The sequence below is a fragment of the Amycolatopsis sp. NPDC104819 genome, from assembly GCF_055583145.1.
Window position 1 is genome coordinate 267,551 of the sequence record NZ_JBVJON010000014.1, and the last position, 16,075, is coordinate 283,625.

General features: G+C 73.2%; 11 protein-coding genes and 1 pseudogene. 4 read left to right on the forward strand and 8 right to left on the reverse strand.

Annotation, left to right across the window (positions count from 1 at the left end; genetic code table 11):
- The first annotated feature begins 44 nt into the window (after positions 1 to 44).
- Positions 45 to 1,319, forward strand: a complete 1,275-nt coding sequence (locus ACZ63E_RS37005; RefSeq protein WP_465340920.1) for an FAD-dependent monooxygenase — start codon at positions 45 to 47, stop codon at positions 1,317 to 1,319.
- Positions 1,316 to 1,951 carry a DUF3159 domain-containing protein gene (locus tag ACZ63E_RS37010; RefSeq protein ID WP_465340921.1) on the forward strand — a complete coding sequence of 212 codons (636 nt, stop codon included), beginning with the start codon at positions 1,316 to 1,318 and terminating at the stop codon, positions 1,949 to 1,951. Before ACZ63E_RS37005 ends, ACZ63E_RS37010 begins: the two co-directional genes overlap by 4 nt.
- On the opposite strand, the gene ACZ63E_RS37015 is transcribed toward ACZ63E_RS37010, so the two are convergent.
- The 5 genes from ACZ63E_RS37015 to ACZ63E_RS37035 all read right to left on the reverse strand — a co-directional run bounded on the left by ACZ63E_RS37015 (position 1,917) and on the right by ACZ63E_RS37035 (position 9,429).
- Positions 1,917 to 3,896 (reverse strand): cellulose binding domain-containing protein, encoded by a 1,980-nt coding sequence (locus tag ACZ63E_RS37015; RefSeq protein WP_465340922.1) that lies wholly within the window; start codon positions 3,894 to 3,896, stop codon positions 1,917 to 1,919. The genes ACZ63E_RS37010 and ACZ63E_RS37015 overlap by 35 nt on opposite strands.
- Positions 3,897 to 3,977: 81 nt before the next feature.
- On the reverse strand, positions 3,978 to 7,286 hold the full coding sequence (locus ACZ63E_RS37020) for an error-prone DNA polymerase (protein ID WP_465340923.1): 3,309 nt from the start codon (positions 7,284 to 7,286) through the stop codon (positions 3,978 to 3,980).
- A 133-nt stretch (positions 7,287 to 7,419) separates the two neighbouring features.
- On the reverse strand, positions 7,420 to 7,962 hold the full coding sequence (gene mug, locus ACZ63E_RS37025; protein ID WP_465340924.1) for a G/U mismatch-specific DNA glycosylase: 543 nt from the start codon (positions 7,960 to 7,962) through the stop codon (positions 7,420 to 7,422).
- 3 nt (positions 7,963 to 7,965) lie between these two features.
- Entirely contained in the window at positions 7,966 to 8,574 is a 609-nt protein-coding gene (locus tag ACZ63E_RS37030; RefSeq protein WP_465340926.1) for a CGNR zinc finger domain-containing protein, read from the reverse strand.
- Between the two features lie 54 nt (positions 8,575 to 8,628).
- Positions 8,629 to 9,429, reverse strand: coding sequence for an isocitrate lyase/PEP mutase family protein (locus ACZ63E_RS37035; RefSeq protein ID WP_465340947.1), 801 nt, complete (start codon positions 9,427 to 9,429; stop codon positions 8,629 to 8,631).
- A 203-nt stretch (positions 9,430 to 9,632) separates the two neighbouring features.
- Between ACZ63E_RS37035 and ACZ63E_RS37040 the strand changes: the two genes are divergently transcribed.
- On the forward strand, positions 9,633 to 10,127 hold the full coding sequence (locus ACZ63E_RS37040) for a DinB family protein (RefSeq protein WP_465340928.1): 495 nt from the start codon (positions 9,633 to 9,635) through the stop codon (positions 10,125 to 10,127).
- On the opposite strand, the gene ACZ63E_RS37045 is transcribed toward ACZ63E_RS37040, so the two are convergent.
- On the reverse strand, positions 10,118 to 11,662 hold the full coding sequence (locus tag ACZ63E_RS37045) for a DNA polymerase Y family protein (RefSeq protein WP_465340930.1): 1,545 nt from the start codon (positions 11,660 to 11,662) through the stop codon (positions 10,118 to 10,120). The genes ACZ63E_RS37040 and ACZ63E_RS37045 overlap by 10 nt on opposite strands.
- Before the next feature lie 232 nt (positions 11,663 to 11,894).
- Positions 11,895 to 12,584 carry a hypothetical protein gene (locus ACZ63E_RS37050; RefSeq protein ID WP_465340931.1) on the reverse strand — a complete coding sequence of 230 codons (690 nt, stop codon included), beginning with the start codon at positions 12,582 to 12,584 and terminating at the stop codon, positions 11,895 to 11,897.
- Between the two features lie 355 nt (positions 12,585 to 12,939).
- Between ACZ63E_RS37050 and ACZ63E_RS37055 the strand changes: the two are divergent.
- A pseudogene (locus tag ACZ63E_RS37055) lies at positions 12,940 to 13,929 on the forward strand (NAD(P)/FAD-dependent oxidoreductase); the annotation flags it as partial.
- Positions 13,930 to 14,105: 176 nt separating this feature from the next.
- Here ACZ63E_RS37055 and ACZ63E_RS37060 read toward each other — a convergent pair.
- Positions 14,106 to 15,737, reverse strand: a complete 1,632-nt coding sequence (locus tag ACZ63E_RS37060; RefSeq protein ID WP_465340932.1) for an alpha/beta fold hydrolase — start codon at positions 15,735 to 15,737, stop codon at positions 14,106 to 14,108.
- Positions 15,738 to 16,075 lie beyond the last annotated feature (338 nt).

Consider the following 16,075-nt stretch of genomic DNA (forward strand, 5'->3'; position numbering starts at 1 on the left):
GGTGGAGTTTCTCGTGTACCGTGTTCTTCATCGGACGGTGAAGAATGGGGGCGGACCAGATGCGGGTGATCGTGGCCGGCGCCGGCCTGGGCGGGCTGACCCTCGCGCACGGCTTGCGGCGCGAGGGGATCGACGTCGTGGTGTACGAGCGCGAATCCGCGCGGGGGCGGCCGCAGGGGGTCAGCCTGCACGTCGACGACCGCGGCGCGACAGCCCTGCGTGCGTGCTTGCCGCCGTCACACGCGGCGATGGTGGAGGCCACCACGGGCGGGCCGCGCGGGGAGACGCTGACTCTGTCCGATGTGGACGGTGAGCTGACGGTGACGGGTATCCGGCCGGGTGGCGCGCGGCCCGGACGGCAGGTCCACCGGCCGTTGCTGCGAGCCGTGCTGCTGACGGGTTTGGCGGACGTGGTCCGGTTCGGGGCGAAGCTGACGCGGTTCGAAGTGGGCTCCGACGGCCGGGTCCGGGTGTGGCTCGCCGACGGCCGCACGGACATCGGTGACGTCCTGGTCGGCGCGGACGGGATCGGTTCGGCGGTGCGGCGCGGGCGCCTGCCCGGGGCGCGGGTGGTGGATTCGGGACGGCGCATGCTGATGGGCGCGACTCCCCTGCGCGCGGCCCCCTGGCTCCCGGCCTTGATCGGCGACGCCGCGACCCAGGTCGACGGGATGCGGATGGCGCTGGGGGTGTTGAGGTTCGCGCAAGGCCCGGAAGACGCGCGGCGGCAGTGGTTGCCCACGTTGAGCCGGGACGCGGTCGCCGGGCTCGAGGACTATGTGATGTGGGCGCTGCCGGTGACGCGGGAACGCGGCGGCAAGGCCGTTTCGGACCGGGCTGCGAGCCTTCAACCGGGCCCCAGGCCACCAGACCCGGCCTGGCACAACACACCGGAGCCGGTCACGAACCTTCAACCGGCCCCCACACCACCCGACTCGGCCTGGCCCAACACACCGAAGCCCGCCACCAGCCTTCAACCGGCCCCCACGCCACCAGACTCGGCCTGGCACACCGCCCTAGAACTGGCCGCCGACCTGCCCCCGGCTCTCCGCTCGATCGTCTCCGAAGCCTGGCCCACCCTCACCGTCTCCCTGCGCATCGGGACCATCCCTCCCCCACCCGCCTGGCCCGCAACCCCCGTCACCCTGCTCGGTGACGCGATCCACCTCGCCCCGGGGTTCGGCGGCAACCTGGCGATGCAGGACGCCCGCCGCCTCCGCGCCGCGCTGGCCGAGGCGCACCGCGGTGAACGTGACCTGCTCGACGCCATCCAGACCTACGAAAACACCCTGCACACACCGATCGAGGTCCGCGCATGAGCCTCGAAGTCCTGACCCGGAAGTCCCTGTCCCTGTTCGACGCCGTGGGTGGCTGGCGCACCGTTGCCGAAGGGGTCGCGTCGCGGGCCGTGTTCGTCGTTGCCTTTCCCCTCACCGGGCAGGTCGCCACCGCCGCGCTGATCTCCGTGGGCGCTGTGCTGGTGCTCGCCGTCGTGCGGATGTGGGCCGACCGCCGGATCTGGCCGCCGCTGGTCGGGCTCGCCGTTGTCGGCACGTCCGCGCTGCTGGCCAGGAGCACCGGTCACGCCGCGGACTTCTACCTCAGCACCGTCCTCATCCAGGCCGCCTGCGCGCTGGTGTTCCTGGTCTCCGTGCTGGTGCGGTGGCCGTTCGTCGGCGTCATCCTGGGCACCCTGCGCGGCGAGGCCTGGCGACACGACCGCGCCCGGCGACGGCGTTACTACGCGTGCACGGCGGTGTTCCTGGCGAAGTTCGCCGTCGCCACCGCCGTGCTCGTGCCGCTCTACCTGGCCGGCGGGGTCATCCCGCTCGGCATCGCCGCCACCCTGCTCGGCGGCGCCCCCGCGGCGGGCGCCTGCCTCTACGTCTGCTGGCGGATCCTGCGCGAAACCCCGCTCACCCCAGCGAACACAGCGCTCCGTTCAGCGTGAACGCCGTCGGCAGGATGTTCGGGCCGCCGTAGTCCGCGGTGAACCCGATGTCCGCGGCCAGTGGCGCCGACGACGTGACCGTCACCGTCGTGCCCGACTGGGTCCACGTCCCGTTCCAGCCGCCGGTGATCCGCTGGCGCGCCGTCGGCCAGGTGAACGTCAGCGTCCAGTCGCCCACCGGGTCCGTGACCGTGACGTGGAGGCCGCCGACGAAGCCGCTCGCCCAGTCGTTGACGTCCGTCAGCCGCACCGCGCAGCTGCTGACGACCGGCGCGCCCGTCGTCAGGGTCAGCGGCGGGGACGCCCACGAGACGTTCCCCGCCGTGTCCCGTGCCAGCACGTTCACCTGGTACCGGTGGCCGGGCACCAGGTTCCCGACCGTCAGCGACGTCCCGGCGGTCTCACCCCACTGGTCGTCGCGCGAGTACACCTCGTACTTCGCGATCGGGTGCCCGCCGGGCGCCGCGGGCGGCCAGCTGATCGTCGCCGTCCGGTCGGTCGCCGTGCCGGTCGGCTGCCCCGGCGCCGAGGGGCCCGCGAACGCCGCAACCGGGTGCAGGACCAGCGTCGTGAGCGAGTACGGCGGCAGGGTCCGATCCCACGGCGTGCTGGTGATCGACGTCGCGCCGTTGGTGTAGGTCGACGCCTGCGCCGCCGGGGTGTACCCCGCGAAGTCCAGGGTCACCGTCCGGGCCCGGTCGGGGTCCTTGTTCACCAGCAGCACCGCGACGTCCCCGTCGGGTCGGCGGACGGCGTGGGCGCCGATCAGCGGGTCGTCGGCCGACGCGCGGACGAACTGGTCACCGGGCCGGGCAAACGCGCTCACCAGCTTCAGGCCGTAGTAGGGCGCGAACGGCGTGTTGAGCGCGGGTTCGCAACCGCCGGCGAGGCAGGTCGCGCTGGAGAGCAGGCCGAAGTCGCCGTAGTCCGGTTGACCGGCCACAGTGGACAGTGCGGTCGCGCCGTTGTGCGTGTCCCACCAGTCGACCGTGAAGACGCCGTTCTCCAGCAACGCGCTGTAGGCCTCGGCCGCGAACAGCGCGCCCGGCTGGGTGTTCATGCCGACCGGGGTGTTCGTCTCGGTCAGCGCGATGCCGAGCGGCCGGCCCGCGTACCGCGTGATCTGGTCGCGCGCCAGGTAGATCATGTCGTCCACCTGCTCGGTCTTCGTGAGCGCCTCCGCGGCCGTCGGCCCGCCGGGGTACCAGTGCAGCACCACGAAGTCGACGTGCGGGCCGGCGATCGACAGCACCGTCTGGTTCCAGGTGCCGGTGTCCCCGGCGCCGACCACACCGTCCGGCCAGTTCGCCGGGGTCGTCAGCACCGCGCCGATCTTCACCGTCGGGTCGACGGCCTTCATCGCGTCGGCGTACGCCACGACGCCGCGGGCGTAGGCGGCCGGGCTCTTGTCCGCGTGGTTGTCGGCTTCCCAGTTCGCGCCGTAGTGGCCGTTGCCGTAGAGCTCGTTGCCGATTTCCCAGTACCGGACGCCGTAACCCCGGGTCACGTTGGCGTACCGCACCCAGTCGGCGGCCTCCTCCGGCGTCCCGGTGCCGTAGTTGGCGATGACGATCGGCTGCGCGCCGGCGCGCCGGACCCCGCCCATGAACGTGTCGAAGTCGGTGCCGGGCGCCACGTAACCGCCCGGCGCGGTGTTGTCCTTCCAGTGGTAGATGTCGCCGTAGGAGCCGCCCGGGTACCGCATCGTGCGGACGCCGGCGCCGCCGAGCAGGTCGGCCACCGCGGGGGTGCCCAGCTCGCTGTCCCACACGGCGTGGTTGACCCCGTAGGCGGTGTCCGGCACGGTGGCCAGCCCCGCTCGCGCGTTCACGGTGACCGTGGCCGCGGGCGGCGGCTCCGCCCCGGCGGGGCCGGCCGCCGGGAGCGCCGCGGCGAGCACGGCGGTCACCGGCCACACCGCCCAGCGCAGACGTCGAACTGTCATGAAGGTCCATCCTCACTCGTCGGGAAACGAACGGATGGCTGAGAGCGCTCCCAGGCAGGGAACCACCGTGGCGGCGCGAAGTCAACGAAAGTCCCGGGACGGTCCGGGTTCCACCCGCAGTTCGAGCTTTTCGAGCCGGTCCGCGACGAGCGTGACAACTCCTTCGGCGGCTTGCGCCTGCCCGCGGACGAGCAACGCCGAGCTGGTCCGGGCGACCAGCCGCTGCCGGTGCCACAACCCCGGTGAGACCAGGACGTTCGCCATGCCGGTCTCGTCCTCGAGGTTGAGGAACGTGATCCCGCCCGCGGTCGCGGGACGCTGCCGGTGGGTGACCGCGCCGCCGACCCACACCCGGGTGCCGTCTTCGACCGCCGCCAGCTCGGCCGTGGTGATCGCGCCGCGCGCGGTGAGCAGCTCGCGCAGGTACTCCACGGGGTGGCTGTCCGGCGAGACGCCGGTGGCCCACAGGTCCGCGGCGGTGACCTCCAGCCGGGTCATGCCCGGCAACGCGGGCGCGTCGAGACCGGGCGCCAGGCCGGGCAGGTGCCCCGGGCGGGTGGTCGCCGCCGCGCCGGCGGCCCACAGGTCCTGCCGCCGGTCGCCGCCGAACGCGCCCGCCGTGGCGAGGGCCTCGACGGCGTTCTTCTTCAGCCGGACGCGCCGGGTCAGGTCGCCGACCCCGGTGTACGGGCCGTGCGCGAGGCGTTCGGCGACGATCTCCTCGGCGACGTCGTCACCCAGGTGGCGGACGCCGGCGAGCCCGAGGCGCAGCGCGACACCGCCCGTGCTCGCGGCGTCCGGTTCGAGAGTGGCGTGCGCGAGGCTGGTGTTGACGTCCGGCTCCCGGACGCGGACGCCGTGACGACGCGCGTCCGCGACCAGGGACTGCGGGCTGTAGAAGCCCATCGGCTGCGCGCGCAGCAGCCCGGCGCAGAACGCGGCCGGGTAGTAGCGCTTGAACCACGCGCTCGCGTACACCAGGAGCGCGAACGACATCGAGTGCGCTTCCGGGAAGCCGTACCCGGAGAAGGCGTGGATCTGCTCGAAGATCCGGGTCGCCAGCTCGCGGTCGAGCCCGTTGGCCTCGCAGCCCGCGAAGAACCGCGCCATCAGCGCCTTCATCTTCGCGCTGGAGCGCTTGGCGCCCATGGCGCGGCGCAGCTGGTCGGCTTCGGCCGGGGTGAACGACGCGACGTCGACGGCCATCTGCATCACCTGCTCCTGGAACAGCGGCACCCCGAGCGTTCTGTCCAAACTGGACGCCAGCAGCGGATGCGCGTGCTGCCACCGCTCTTCCTTCCGGCGGCGCCGGATGTAGGGGTGCACCGAGCCGCCCTGGATCGGGCCGGGCCGGATCAGCGCGACCTCGACTACGAGGTCGTAGAACTCGCGCGGCCGCAGGCGGGGCAGCGTCGCGAGCTGGGCGCGTGACTCCACCTGGAACACCCCGACGGCGTCGGCGGCGCACAGCATGTCGTAGACACCCCCGTCGGCGAGGTCGAGCTTGCCGATGTCCACGCCTACCCCGTGGTGCTCGGCGACGAGGTCGGTCATGTAGTGCAGCGCGGAAAGCATGCCGAGGCCGAGCAGGTCGAACTTGACCAGCCCGACGGCCGCGCAGTCGTCCTTGTCCCACTGCAGCACACTGCGGTCCTTCATCGTGGCCCACTCGACGGGGACCACTTCGGACACCGGCTGCTTCGAGATCACCATGCCGCCGGAGTGGATGCCGAGGTGGCGCGGGAAGTCCTCGATCCGCGCCGCCAGCTCGAGCACGTCGGCCGGGATCTCGCCGGCCGTCTGCTGCTTGGCGCCACCCCAGCGGTCGACGAGCTTGCCGTAGGCGTCCTGCTGACCCGGGCTGTGCCCGAGCGCTTTCGCGGCGTCGCGGATCGCGGACGGCGCCCGGTAGGTGATGACGTTCGCGACCTGCGCGGCGTGGAAGCGGCCGTGTTTTTCGTAGACGTACTGGATGGCCTCCTCCCGGCGGTCGGACTCGATGTCGATGTCGATGTCCGGCGGCCCGTCCCGCTCCGGCGCGAGGAAGCGTTCGAACAGCAGGTTCCACTTCACCGGGTCGGCGTGGCAGATCTCCAGCGCGTAGCAGACCGCGGAGTTCGCCGCGGAACCCCGGCCCTGGCACAGGATGTCCGCCTCCTTGCAGAACCGGACGATGTCCCACACCACCAGGAAGTACCCGGGGAAGCCGAGCTCCTCGATGATCCCGAGCTCGTGGTCGAGCTGGGCGTAGGCCCGGGGGTTCTCCGCCCGCGGCCCGTAGCGCTTCGCCGCGCCGCGCCGGGTCAGCTCGCTCAGGAACGACATCTCGTCGTGCCCGGGCGGCACGGGGAACGGCGGCAGGTCGGGGGCGACGAGCTTCAGGTCGAAGGCCACCTCGACCCCGAGGACGGCCGCCCGGCCCACCGCGCCCGGGTACCGGCGCTCGAACCGGCGGCGCTGTTCCATCCCGGACCGCAGGAACGCCTGCCCCGACGGCGGCCGCCAGCCTTCGAGGTCCTCGGCCGACCGGCGGGCCCGGACCGCGGCCACCATGTCGGCCACCACCGCGTCTTCCGGGCGCGCGTAGTGGACGTTGTTCGACACGATCGTCGGCAGCCGCAGGGCGCGGGCCAGCTCGGCGAGGTGGTCGTTGGCGGCGTCGTCCAGGGGCTGGCGGTGGTCGATCAGCTCGACGGCGACGTGCGCGCGGCCGAACCGGTCGACGAGCCGGGCCAGCTCGGCGTGCGCGGCCGCGGGACCGCGTTCGGCCAGCGCGCGGCGGACGGCGCCCTTGCGGCAGCCGGTCAGCACGACCACGTGCCCGGCCAGCTCGTCGACGAGCTCTTCGACGTCGTAGACGGGCCGGCCCTTCTCCCCGCCGGCGAGCTGGGCGTGGGAGATGACCCGGCAGAGCCGGTGGTACCCGGCCTGCTGCCGGGCGAGCACGAGCAGGTGCGACCCGGCGGGATCGGGCTCGCCGGCCTGCGGCGCGGGCAGGTCGAGCGACAGCTCGGCCCCGAACCCGACCCGCACACCGAGCTCCCGGGCGGCGTCGTTGAACCGGACCGCGCCGTAGAGGCCGTCGTGGTCGGTGAGGACCAGCGCGTCGAGCTCGAGCCGCGCGGCCTCCTCGACGAGCGCCTCGGGGTGGGAGGCGCCGTCGAGGAAGCTGAAGTTGGAGTGGACGTGCAGCTCGGCGTAGGGCGCCCGGATCCGGTCACCGCCGTCGTCCCGGGCGCGCCGCCCGAGCAGGTCCGCCGGCGCGCCGGCGTAGCCCTCCCGCTTGCGCGACCACGCCGGGGCGTCGTTGCCGTCGCCGGGAACGGGTGCCCGCCCGGAGGCGATCCGCTCCACTTCGGACCACGGCACACTCGGGTTGTCGAACGCCAAAACCGGCTCCTGCCACACATTTCGCTGTGGGGAAGCCAGCGACTACGGTTCGAACACACGTGCGATCTTCACCGTCGAGCTTGCGACGGCGGGCGGGCCGCTGTCAACCGCGGGCCGCGGGTAGTCGGCACCGTCACACGAGGCCGGAGCGGTCCGGGGTGCCGGTGGCCGCGCGCAGGCGGGCGAACTCGGCGGCGAGCGCCTCGGGTGGGTAGTGCGCGTTGAGACCACTGGGGTTGGGGACGATCCACACACGAGCGCCGCCGATCGGCTCGGCCTGCGGACCGAGCCGGGCGCGGGGCGCCCCGAACGCCGCGCGGTAGCCGGTGACGCCGAGCATCGCCAGCCACCGCGGCCGCAGCGGGCGGATCCGCTCGGCCAGGTCGCGGCCGCCGGCGACGAGCTCTTCGCGAGACAGCTGCGCGGCGCGGGTGGTAGGGCGGCGCACGATGCTGGTGATGCCCAGGCCCCAGCCCAGCAGGAGCCGCTCTTCTTCGGCGCGCAGCCGCCGGGGCGTGAAGCCGGAACGGTGCAGGGCGGGCCAGAACCGGTTGCCGGGCGTGTGGAAGCTGTGGCCGGCCGCCGCGGACGCGAGGCCGGGGTTGATGCCGACGAACACCACGTCCAGTCCCTCGGCGAGGACGTCGGGCAGGACCTGGCCGTCCTCGGGTGGCATGGCTCAGCGCCCCGAGTGCGCGCGTTCGCGGTGGTTCTTCGCCTTGTCCCGGTTGCCGCAGACCGCCATCGAGCACCACCGCCGTCGGTGCGACTTCGTCCGGTCGTAGAACCACAGGGCGCACTGCGGTCCGTCGCAGACGCGCACCAGCCCGCGGTCGCCGTGCGCGAACAGCTCGGCGGCGGACACGGCCGGCAACACCAGCAGCTGACCGGCTCGCTCCCAGCGGCGTCGTACCCGCAGTTCGGGCGCGCCGGCGCCGGTGGTGACGAGCTGGACGTGCTGGTCGTCGGTGGCGAGGACGCGGTTGATCCGCTTTTCCGCCGCGGGCGCGACCCCGCCGTCCGGGCCCGCCCACGCGCAGACGACGTCCCGGAGCCATTCGCGCAGCTCACGGGCCTGCGCGGCCGCCTCGTCGAGGTCGCCGGACGGGAACTTCCTCGCCAGGCGCGCCCGCTCGGCGCCGTCGAGCAGCCCGGTGCTCACGAGCCAGTCGAGGAAGTTCCGGCCGGAGGCGAGCAGTTCGATCCGCTCGCCCCACGGCGCGGAGCACGTGTTGAGGAAGTTCAGCGCGGGGTGGTCGCCGGTGTTGGCCAGCTCGGTGCCGTCCATGCCTGTCCACCTGCCCCGTAACTCTCTTCAGCCCGTTTTGGAGGTTATCACCGGTCAGCGGGCGGTGAAGCCGCCGTTGATCACGTCCCAGGTCTCGATGTTCGCCACCTCGGTGTAGGTCCCGGCGGTGAGCGCCTCGCGGGTCGCCCGGACGACGAGCGAGTAGGCCGCGAACGCGACCGAGGCGCCCAGGCTGACCCGCCGGACGCCCGCCTCGGCCAGCTCGCCGACCGGGGGCGCACCCGGCCCGGCCATGATGTTCACCGGGATCGGGGACTCCCCGGCGAGCCGGGTGATGACGTCGAGATCGGTGAGGCCCGGCACGAAGATCGTGTCCGCGCCGGCGTCCGCGTAGGCCTTCGCCCGGCGCAGTGTCTCGTCGTACCGGCCTTCCGGCGCGCCGATCCCGGCCAGGTAGACGTCGGTCCGCGCATTGATGGCGAGGTTCGCGAGCCCGGCCGCCGTCGCGGCGTCCCGCGCCGCCGTGATCCGCGCGGCCTGCGCTTCGTCGTCGAACAGGCCGCCGCCGGGGGCGCCGCTGTCTTCGAGGTTGACGCCGACGGCGCCGGCGTCGACCACCCCGCGGACGGTCTCGGCGACGTCGGCCGGCTCGGGTCCGTACCCCCCTTCGATGTCGGCGCTGACCGGCACGTCGACCGCCGCGGCGATCTCGCGGACGACGCTCAGCGCCAGTTCGCGGGTCAGGTGCTGGCCGTCGGGCAGGCCCTTGCCCCACGAAACCCCGGCGCTGGTGGTGGCGACGACCTGGGCGCCGGCGTTCACCGACAGCACGGCGCTTCCCGCGTCCCACGCGTTCGGCAGGACGTAGGTGCCGCTCTTGGTGAGGCTCCGCAGCTCGTCGGCCTTCTACTGTCGCCGTAACCTTTCAAAGCGGACTTCACCGGTTACTCATTGCCACGGCGATCGGCCCTGCGGTAAGGTCCGGCCATCGCCTGCGCGGGTCCGTGAGTTCCCGGACCTCGTCGCTCTTGCGAACCACCACCGGTCAGCGCACTCCGCGCGCAACCCTGCCCTCCTCCCGAGAATCGAGCCCTGTCATGCCTTGGTCCATCCCGCAGACCACCACCGGAAGCGAACGCCACCTGCTCGAACGCACCCTCGACCGCAACCGCGCCGAGCTGGTCGCCACCGTGCGCGGTCTGTCCGAAGTGGATGCCCGCCGTCGTCTGGTGGCGTCCCTGACCACGCCGATCGCGCTGCTCAAGCACGCGGCCGTCGCCGAACGGATCTGGTTCCACCACATCCTCGCGGGGGTGCCCAAGAGCGAGTGCGACGGCGGCACGACCGGCGGTGACCCCAGTTTCCTGGTCGGCGACGACGAAACACTGGCCGAGGTGATCGCCGAGTTCGAGCGGGCCAGTGCGCGTTCCCGGTCGCTCGCGGCCGGGTTCGGCCTCGACGACGTCCGGACCCATCCCCACCTCGGCGAGGTCAACCTGCGGTTCATCTACCTGCTCGCCATCGAGGACTTCGCGCGGCACGCGGGCCACGGTGACATCCTCCGCGAGCAGCTCACCGCCGGTCAGTCGTAGACCCCCTCGACAGTCCACTGTGGAGCATCGCCGACGGTTCCCTTGAGCAGCAGGGCGATGTCGTCCTCGGCGCCCTCCAGCACCACCTGGACCCGCACGACCGCCGGGTGGACGATCCACGGGCCGGCCGCGCCGAGGACCCGTCTCGACGGGCCGCCGTCGACACTCACGGTCGCCGGCGGGTAGGTGAGCTCGCCGCGCCCGGTGCAGCGGACGACGTCACCGACGGCGTCGAGCACCTTCGCCGCGGGCGGCCTCGGTGGCACCAGCGAAGGTGACGGCGCGGGCAGCCGTCCCGGCCACGGCCGGTCTTCGGTGGCGGGGCGGCGCGGTTCGCCCCACGGGACGAGCCGGACGCGCTCGGCCGGGCCACGGCCGCCGTCGAGCAACGGCGTCACGACCGCGTCCGGGCCCAGCAGGCCCTGGATCCGGACCAGGGCCCGCCCGGCACGTTCGGCGGCGTCGGCGTCGCGGCCCATCGAGCCGAGCTGCAGCTGGAGCGCCTGCCCACCGACCACTTCCTCGGGGTCGAGGCGCAGCCGGACGATGCCGGCGCTGGGCCGGTCGCGTTCGGTGAGCCAGCCTTCACACTGCCAGCGCACGCGATCCGCCGTCGTGCGGGCGGTGAGGGGTTCGGCGCAACGCCAGACGCGGACGCGTTCCTCGCCGGCTTCGGTGAGGGCGGTGATCGCGAGCCGGGTGCACGCGAGGCCGTGGCGGGCGAGTCCGGCGAAGAAGCGCTCACCGAGGGTCTTGGCGACGAACGCGGCTTCGTCGACGCGCGCCAGCGGGTCCTCGAAGTCTTCGGTGACCGTGAGGTCCGGCGGCAGGGCGCGCCGCACGGGCGGCCGTTCGGACAGGCCGCGCGCGAGGCGGTGGGCGACGATGGCGTCCCGCGGGAAGCGGCCCGCGACGTCGCGTTCGGTCAACGCGGCGAAGGCGCCGAGGGTGCGCAGGCCGAGCCGCCGGAGCAGCCCGACGAGCTCACCACGGTCGTCCCCCGGCTGGTCCAGCTCAGTGACGGCGAGCGGCGCGAGGAAGTCTCTCGTTCCACCCTCGGGCACGAGAGCCGACCGCCGCGCGGCGAGGGTCGCGGCGAACAGCCCGTCGGCGATCCCGATCTGGCACTCGACACCGGCCCGCGCACTGACTTCGTCGACGAGCAGCTCGGCGAGGGCGGCTTCGCCCCCGAAGTACTGGGCGGCGCCGGCGACGGGAACGGCGACGATCCCGGGCCGCACCACCTCGACCCCGACGGTCTGAGCCTCGACGGCGGCGGCGACGGGCTCGAACAGCCGGGCGTCGCGGTCCGGATCGTGTTGGTGCACAACGAGTTCGGGGCACCGGGACTGCGCGTCCCGCCGGCGCATCCCCCGCCCGACCCCACCGCGGCGCGCACTGGCGGAGCAGGCGACAACCCGGTTGGTGGAGAAGACGGCGGCGGGGGCAAGCGGCGGCGTACCGGCGGCCGCACCGGCGGCGACGACCGGCCAGTCGGGACACCACAGCACCAGCAGCCGTGGTGCGTCGGTCATGCCGGTTCGGCCCGCCGGTGGGTCGTCGCGAGGCTTTGCCGAGGTCGCGCTTCGAGGGTGCGGGCCGGCCGCGGCGACACAAGCCGGAAAACCCTGGTGGCGGAAGCGAAAGCCGCGCACGCCTTGGTCACCTCACGCGCCCGGCCAGCCGCCGGTCCGCAGGACCCGCGACACCACCCTCCGGACCCGGCACCTACAGCCGCGCACGCCTCACGCGCCCAAGGCCCTACGCTCACCCCGCCACCCCGGCCAGCCGCCGGTCCGCAGCACCCGCGATCCCACCGTCCAGACCCGGCAGCTGCAGCCGTGCCGACGACGGGCGGGCCGCCGCTCCCCGGCCTCGGCTGGTTGCCAGCACTTCCCGGCTCCGCAGGTGCCCGTGGCCGTCCGAGGTCAGGCCTTGCCAGCGGCGGCCGGAAACCCTCAGCTCCACGTCCGCGCCCGGCCACGCTCCCGCCGCCAGCAGCACCGTTCCCCGGTTGCGAACCCGGCCCGCCAGGCGGCGGGCCGGCTGCGGCTGGACCCCGCCCACCAGGGCCGGGCCGAGGACCACCAGGTCGAAGCCGTCCACCAGCGCCGAGGTCACGGCGGCCAGCTCCGCGCCGGGGTGGGGCACCAGGGCGACGCGGTCCAGGTCCACCCCCAGCTCCGCCGCCGCGGCCAGGCCCAGCTCCGGCAGCCCGGTCACCGCCGCCCAGGAGCCGTCGCGGGTCGCCGACGCCAGCAGGGCCAGCACCAGGGACGTCGCGCCGCGGACCGCCACCGTCGTGCCGCGGCGCAGGCCGCCGCCCGGGAGGAGGCGGGCCAGCACCGGGGACACCGCCAGCACGTCCTCGGCGGCCGGGGCCGGTCCGCGCAGCTGCGCGGCCGTGCTCACCCCCGGGATCGCCGTCAGTCCGGCCACCGCCTCGGGCACCGCCATCACCACCCACCTCCAGCACCACGTACTCGTACCGGAGACACCGGCGAACCATCTCATCGAACACTTGTTCGCATACTGCGAGACGGGAGGTCCCGCTGTCAAGCCGGGCTCACCCCACCGGGCGTTGCTGCGTTCGGGGGATCGTTCCGCCCCGGGCTCAACCGGTCACGGACCGTCCGCGTGGTGCCGACGTCACCGGCAGACGGCCTCGCCGCCCGGCTGACGAACGGCCCGGTCGGCGTCCCCTAACCGCCGGCCGGGCCGCCTCCCCCGGTGTGACGGAGGGAACCTCGCGCACTCGTCACGGCCGGCCCGGGCGGCTCGTCCAGGGGGTGACGCGAGAAAAGAGGACAAGATGCGCCGGATCCTGATCGTCGGTGGTGGTTACGCGGGCTTCTACGCCGCGTGGAAGCTCGAGAAGAAGCTGCGTCGCGGCGAGGCCGAGGTCACCCTCGTCGACCCCCGCCCCTACCTCACCTACCAGCCGTTCCTGCCCGAGGTCGTGGCCGGCGCGGTCGAAGCCCGGCACGCCGCGGTGTCGCTGCGGCGGCACCTGCGCCGGACGCGGATCGTCGCGGGGGCGGTGACCGCCGTCGACCACGCGCACCGCGTCGTCACCGTGCGGCCCGCCGACGGCGAGACGTTCGAACTCGGGTACGAGCTGATCGTCGTCACCGCCGGCGCGGTCACCCGGACGCTGCCCGTGCCCGGGATCGCCGAGCAGGCGATCGGCCTCAAGCACGTCGAAGAGGCCGTCGCGATCCGGGACCGGCTGCTCACCGCGTTCGACCGCGCCGCGACCCTCCCGGCCGGCGCGCACCGCCGGAAGCTGCTCACGGTCACCTTCGTCGGCGGCGGCTTCTCGGGGGTCGAGGGCTTCGGCGAGCTGCTGTCGCTGGCGACGGCGCTGCTCAAGCGCTACCCGGAGCTGCACCGCGACGAGCTGCGCTTCCACCTCGTCGAGGCGTCGGGCCGCATCCTGCCCGAGGTCACCGACCGCCCGGGCCGCTGGGTCGTGCGGGAGCTGCAGCGGCGGGGCGCGCACGTCCACCTGGACACACTGGTGACGTCGGCGGCGAACGGGCACGTGACGCTCTCGACCGGGGAGGAGTTCGACTCGGAGCTGATCGTCTGGACCGCGGGCAACGGCGCCAACCCGGTGGCCGGCCGGCACACCGACCTCCCGGTCGACGAGCGCGGCCTGGTCGTCGTGCGGCCGGACCTGCGTGTCGGCACCGAAGCCGAGCCCGTGGCGGACGCCTGGGCGGCCGGGGACGACGCCGCGGTGCCCGACCTCGCCTCGCCGGTCCCGGGCGCGCGCACGGTGCCCAACGCCCAGCACGCGTACCGGCAGGGAAAACTGCTGGCCCGCAACATCATCGCGACCCTGCGCGGCCGCGCGCCGAAGCCGTACGTCCACCACAGCCTGGGCGCGATCGCGACGCTAGGGCTCGGCCGCGGCGTCTTCCAGTACCGGCGGCTGGTGGTCACGGGCTTCCCGGCGTGGCTGCTGCACCGCGGTTACCACGTGCTGGCGGTGCCCAGCTGGGAACGCAAGGTCCGGGTCCTCGCGGTGTGGCTGACGGCGGCCGTCTTCGGGCGCGACATCCTGTCGCTGGCTTCGGTGCAGCACCCGCGTGACGCGTTCGTGGCGGCGAACGGACTGGCGTCGACCGCGCAGGTCTTGCCGGCGGCCGGGAAGGCGCCCGAGATCAGGTAGTCCCGCTTCACCTGCTCGGTGCAGGTGCTCGGCACGTACATCGACGAGTGCCCGTACCCCTCGGTGACGAACACCCGCGCCCGGGCCAGCTCCGCCGCGCCGTCCCGGGCGCCGGCCAGCGGCGTCGAGGGGTCGTAACGGTTGTTCAGCACCAGGATCTCCGCCGACGTCGGGCGGTTCCACGGACCCGTGTACCGGTCCGCGTCGTGCGCCTGCCAGAACGCGCAGCTCATCATGTCCAGCACGGCGATCCGGCCGAAGTACGGGACCCGCCGGTCTTCCGACTCCGCGTACCGGCTGTAGACCGCCGGATCGGTCGGCACATCGCTGTCACTGCACTGGATCGCGTTGAAGGCTTCGGTGCGGTTGGCCGTGTAAGGCTCGCCCGCCTTGAACGCGGAGGCCGTCTTGGGTGCGTCGTACAGCCGCTGCAGCAGGGCCGCGATGTCCGGCCAGCCCCGCGAGTCGGACAGGTCGCCCGCCGCGTTGATGATCCCGGAGTACGTCCAGGTTTCGCCGTCGCTGACGATCGGGGCCTGCTTCGCCCGGGCGGTCAAAGCCGCCCACTTCGTCTTCGGGTCACCCGAAGAGAACGCGCACTTCGGCCCGGCTTCCGTGCACAGGCGCAGGAACTGGTCGAACGTCTGCGCAATCCCGGTGGCGACGTCCTGCCGGGTGTCGAGCGGAACGGACTTGCCGCTGCCGTCGTGACCGGTGGCGTTGCCGATGAAGTCCATCGTGCCGTCGAACACCATGGCGCGGATGCGGTTCGGGAACAGGTTGGCGTAGGTGGCGCCGAGCTGCGTCCCGTAGGAAATGCCGTGGTAGGTCAGCTTTTGGTCGCCGACCGCGCGACGCAGCAGTTCCAGGTCCCGCGCGGTGTTCGCGGTCGAGACGTGCTCGAGGATCGGGCCCGCGTTCGCCGTACAGCGGTCCGCGAGCTCCTTCGACTTCGCGGAGAAGGCCGCGTTGCCGCTCGGGTCGCCGGGCATCTCCGGGAACGCCCCGAAGAACGACTCCTGCTCGGCCAGCGTGCCGAAGCAGCGCACGGCGGTGCTGGTGCCGATCCCGCGCGGGTCCCACGACACGACGTCGAACCGCGCGCGCAGCTGGTCGGAGAACAGCCACGGCCACTTCCCGCGCTCGCGCAGCCGCTGCAGGCCGGACGCGCCCGGGCCGCCGAAGTTGACGAACAGCGTGCCGATCTTGCGGGTGGGATCGGTGGCGGGCAGCTTGATGAGCGCGAGGTCGATCTTCGCGCCGGACGGCCGGTCGTAGTCCAGCGGCACTTTCGCCGTGGAACATTCGAAGCCGTCTTCGCAGCCGGTCCAGCTCAGTTTCGGAGTGGGAACGCTGTCGACGGAAGCCGAAGCCACCGCCGGTCCGGCCGCGACGGCCAATGAGGCCCCGAGCGCGACGACCAAGCCGCGCACCAGACCTCCCCCAGTGAGACGACGCACGAAGAACCCTTTCGTCGGGGAAACGATCACCCCTCCAGACGGGCGAGGAGGTGGCGAGGTTGGCAGGCCGGCCGGAAAAGCTCACCGGCCGCCCCTGGGTACTTCGCGGAAAGCCCGGTTCGGGTTCCGGCACCGCCCCGTCCCGCCCGCCACCGCCCGGTCCCGCCCGGCCCTCCCCGCCCGCCGCCCGCGAGTGTCGCGAATGACCCATTGCAGCAAGGCCGGGCAGTTAAGGCTTCAGATGTGATGTCAACCCCGTGACACAAGGCAACGGAGCTTCCGCTAGAACATCGTCGACCAAGATCAACGTT

What these genes read in the sequence shown, in the direction of transcription:
- ACZ63E_RS37040 (WP_465340928.1), top strand. Translation starts at nt 9,633, where the DNA reads ATGCCTTGGTCCATCCCGCAGACCACCACCGGAAGCGAACGCCACCTG.
- ACZ63E_RS37030 (WP_465340926.1), bottom strand. Translation starts at nt 8,574, where the DNA reads ATGGACGGCACCGAGCTGGCCAACACCGGCGACCACCCCGCGCTGAAC.
- ACZ63E_RS37050 (WP_465340931.1), bottom strand. Translation starts at nt 12,584, where the DNA reads ATGGCGGTGCCCGAGGCGGTGGCCGGACTGACGGCGATCCCGGGGGTG.
- ACZ63E_RS37005 (WP_465340920.1), top strand. Translation starts at nt 45, where the DNA reads ATGGGGGCGGACCAGATGCGGGTGATCGTGGCCGGCGCCGGCCTGGGC.
- mug (WP_465340924.1), bottom strand. Translation starts at nt 7,962, where the DNA reads ATGCCACCCGAGGACGGCCAGGTCCTGCCCGACGTCCTCGCCGAGGGA.
- ACZ63E_RS37015 (WP_465340922.1), bottom strand. Translation starts at nt 3,896, where the DNA reads ATGACAGTTCGACGTCTGCGCTGGGCGGTGTGGCCGGTGACCGCCGTG.
- ACZ63E_RS37010 (WP_465340921.1), top strand. Translation starts at nt 1,316, where the DNA reads ATGAGCCTCGAAGTCCTGACCCGGAAGTCCCTGTCCCTGTTCGACGCC.
- ACZ63E_RS37045 (WP_465340930.1), bottom strand. Translation starts at nt 11,662, where the DNA reads ATGACCGACGCACCACGGCTGCTGGTGCTGTGGTGTCCCGACTGGCCG.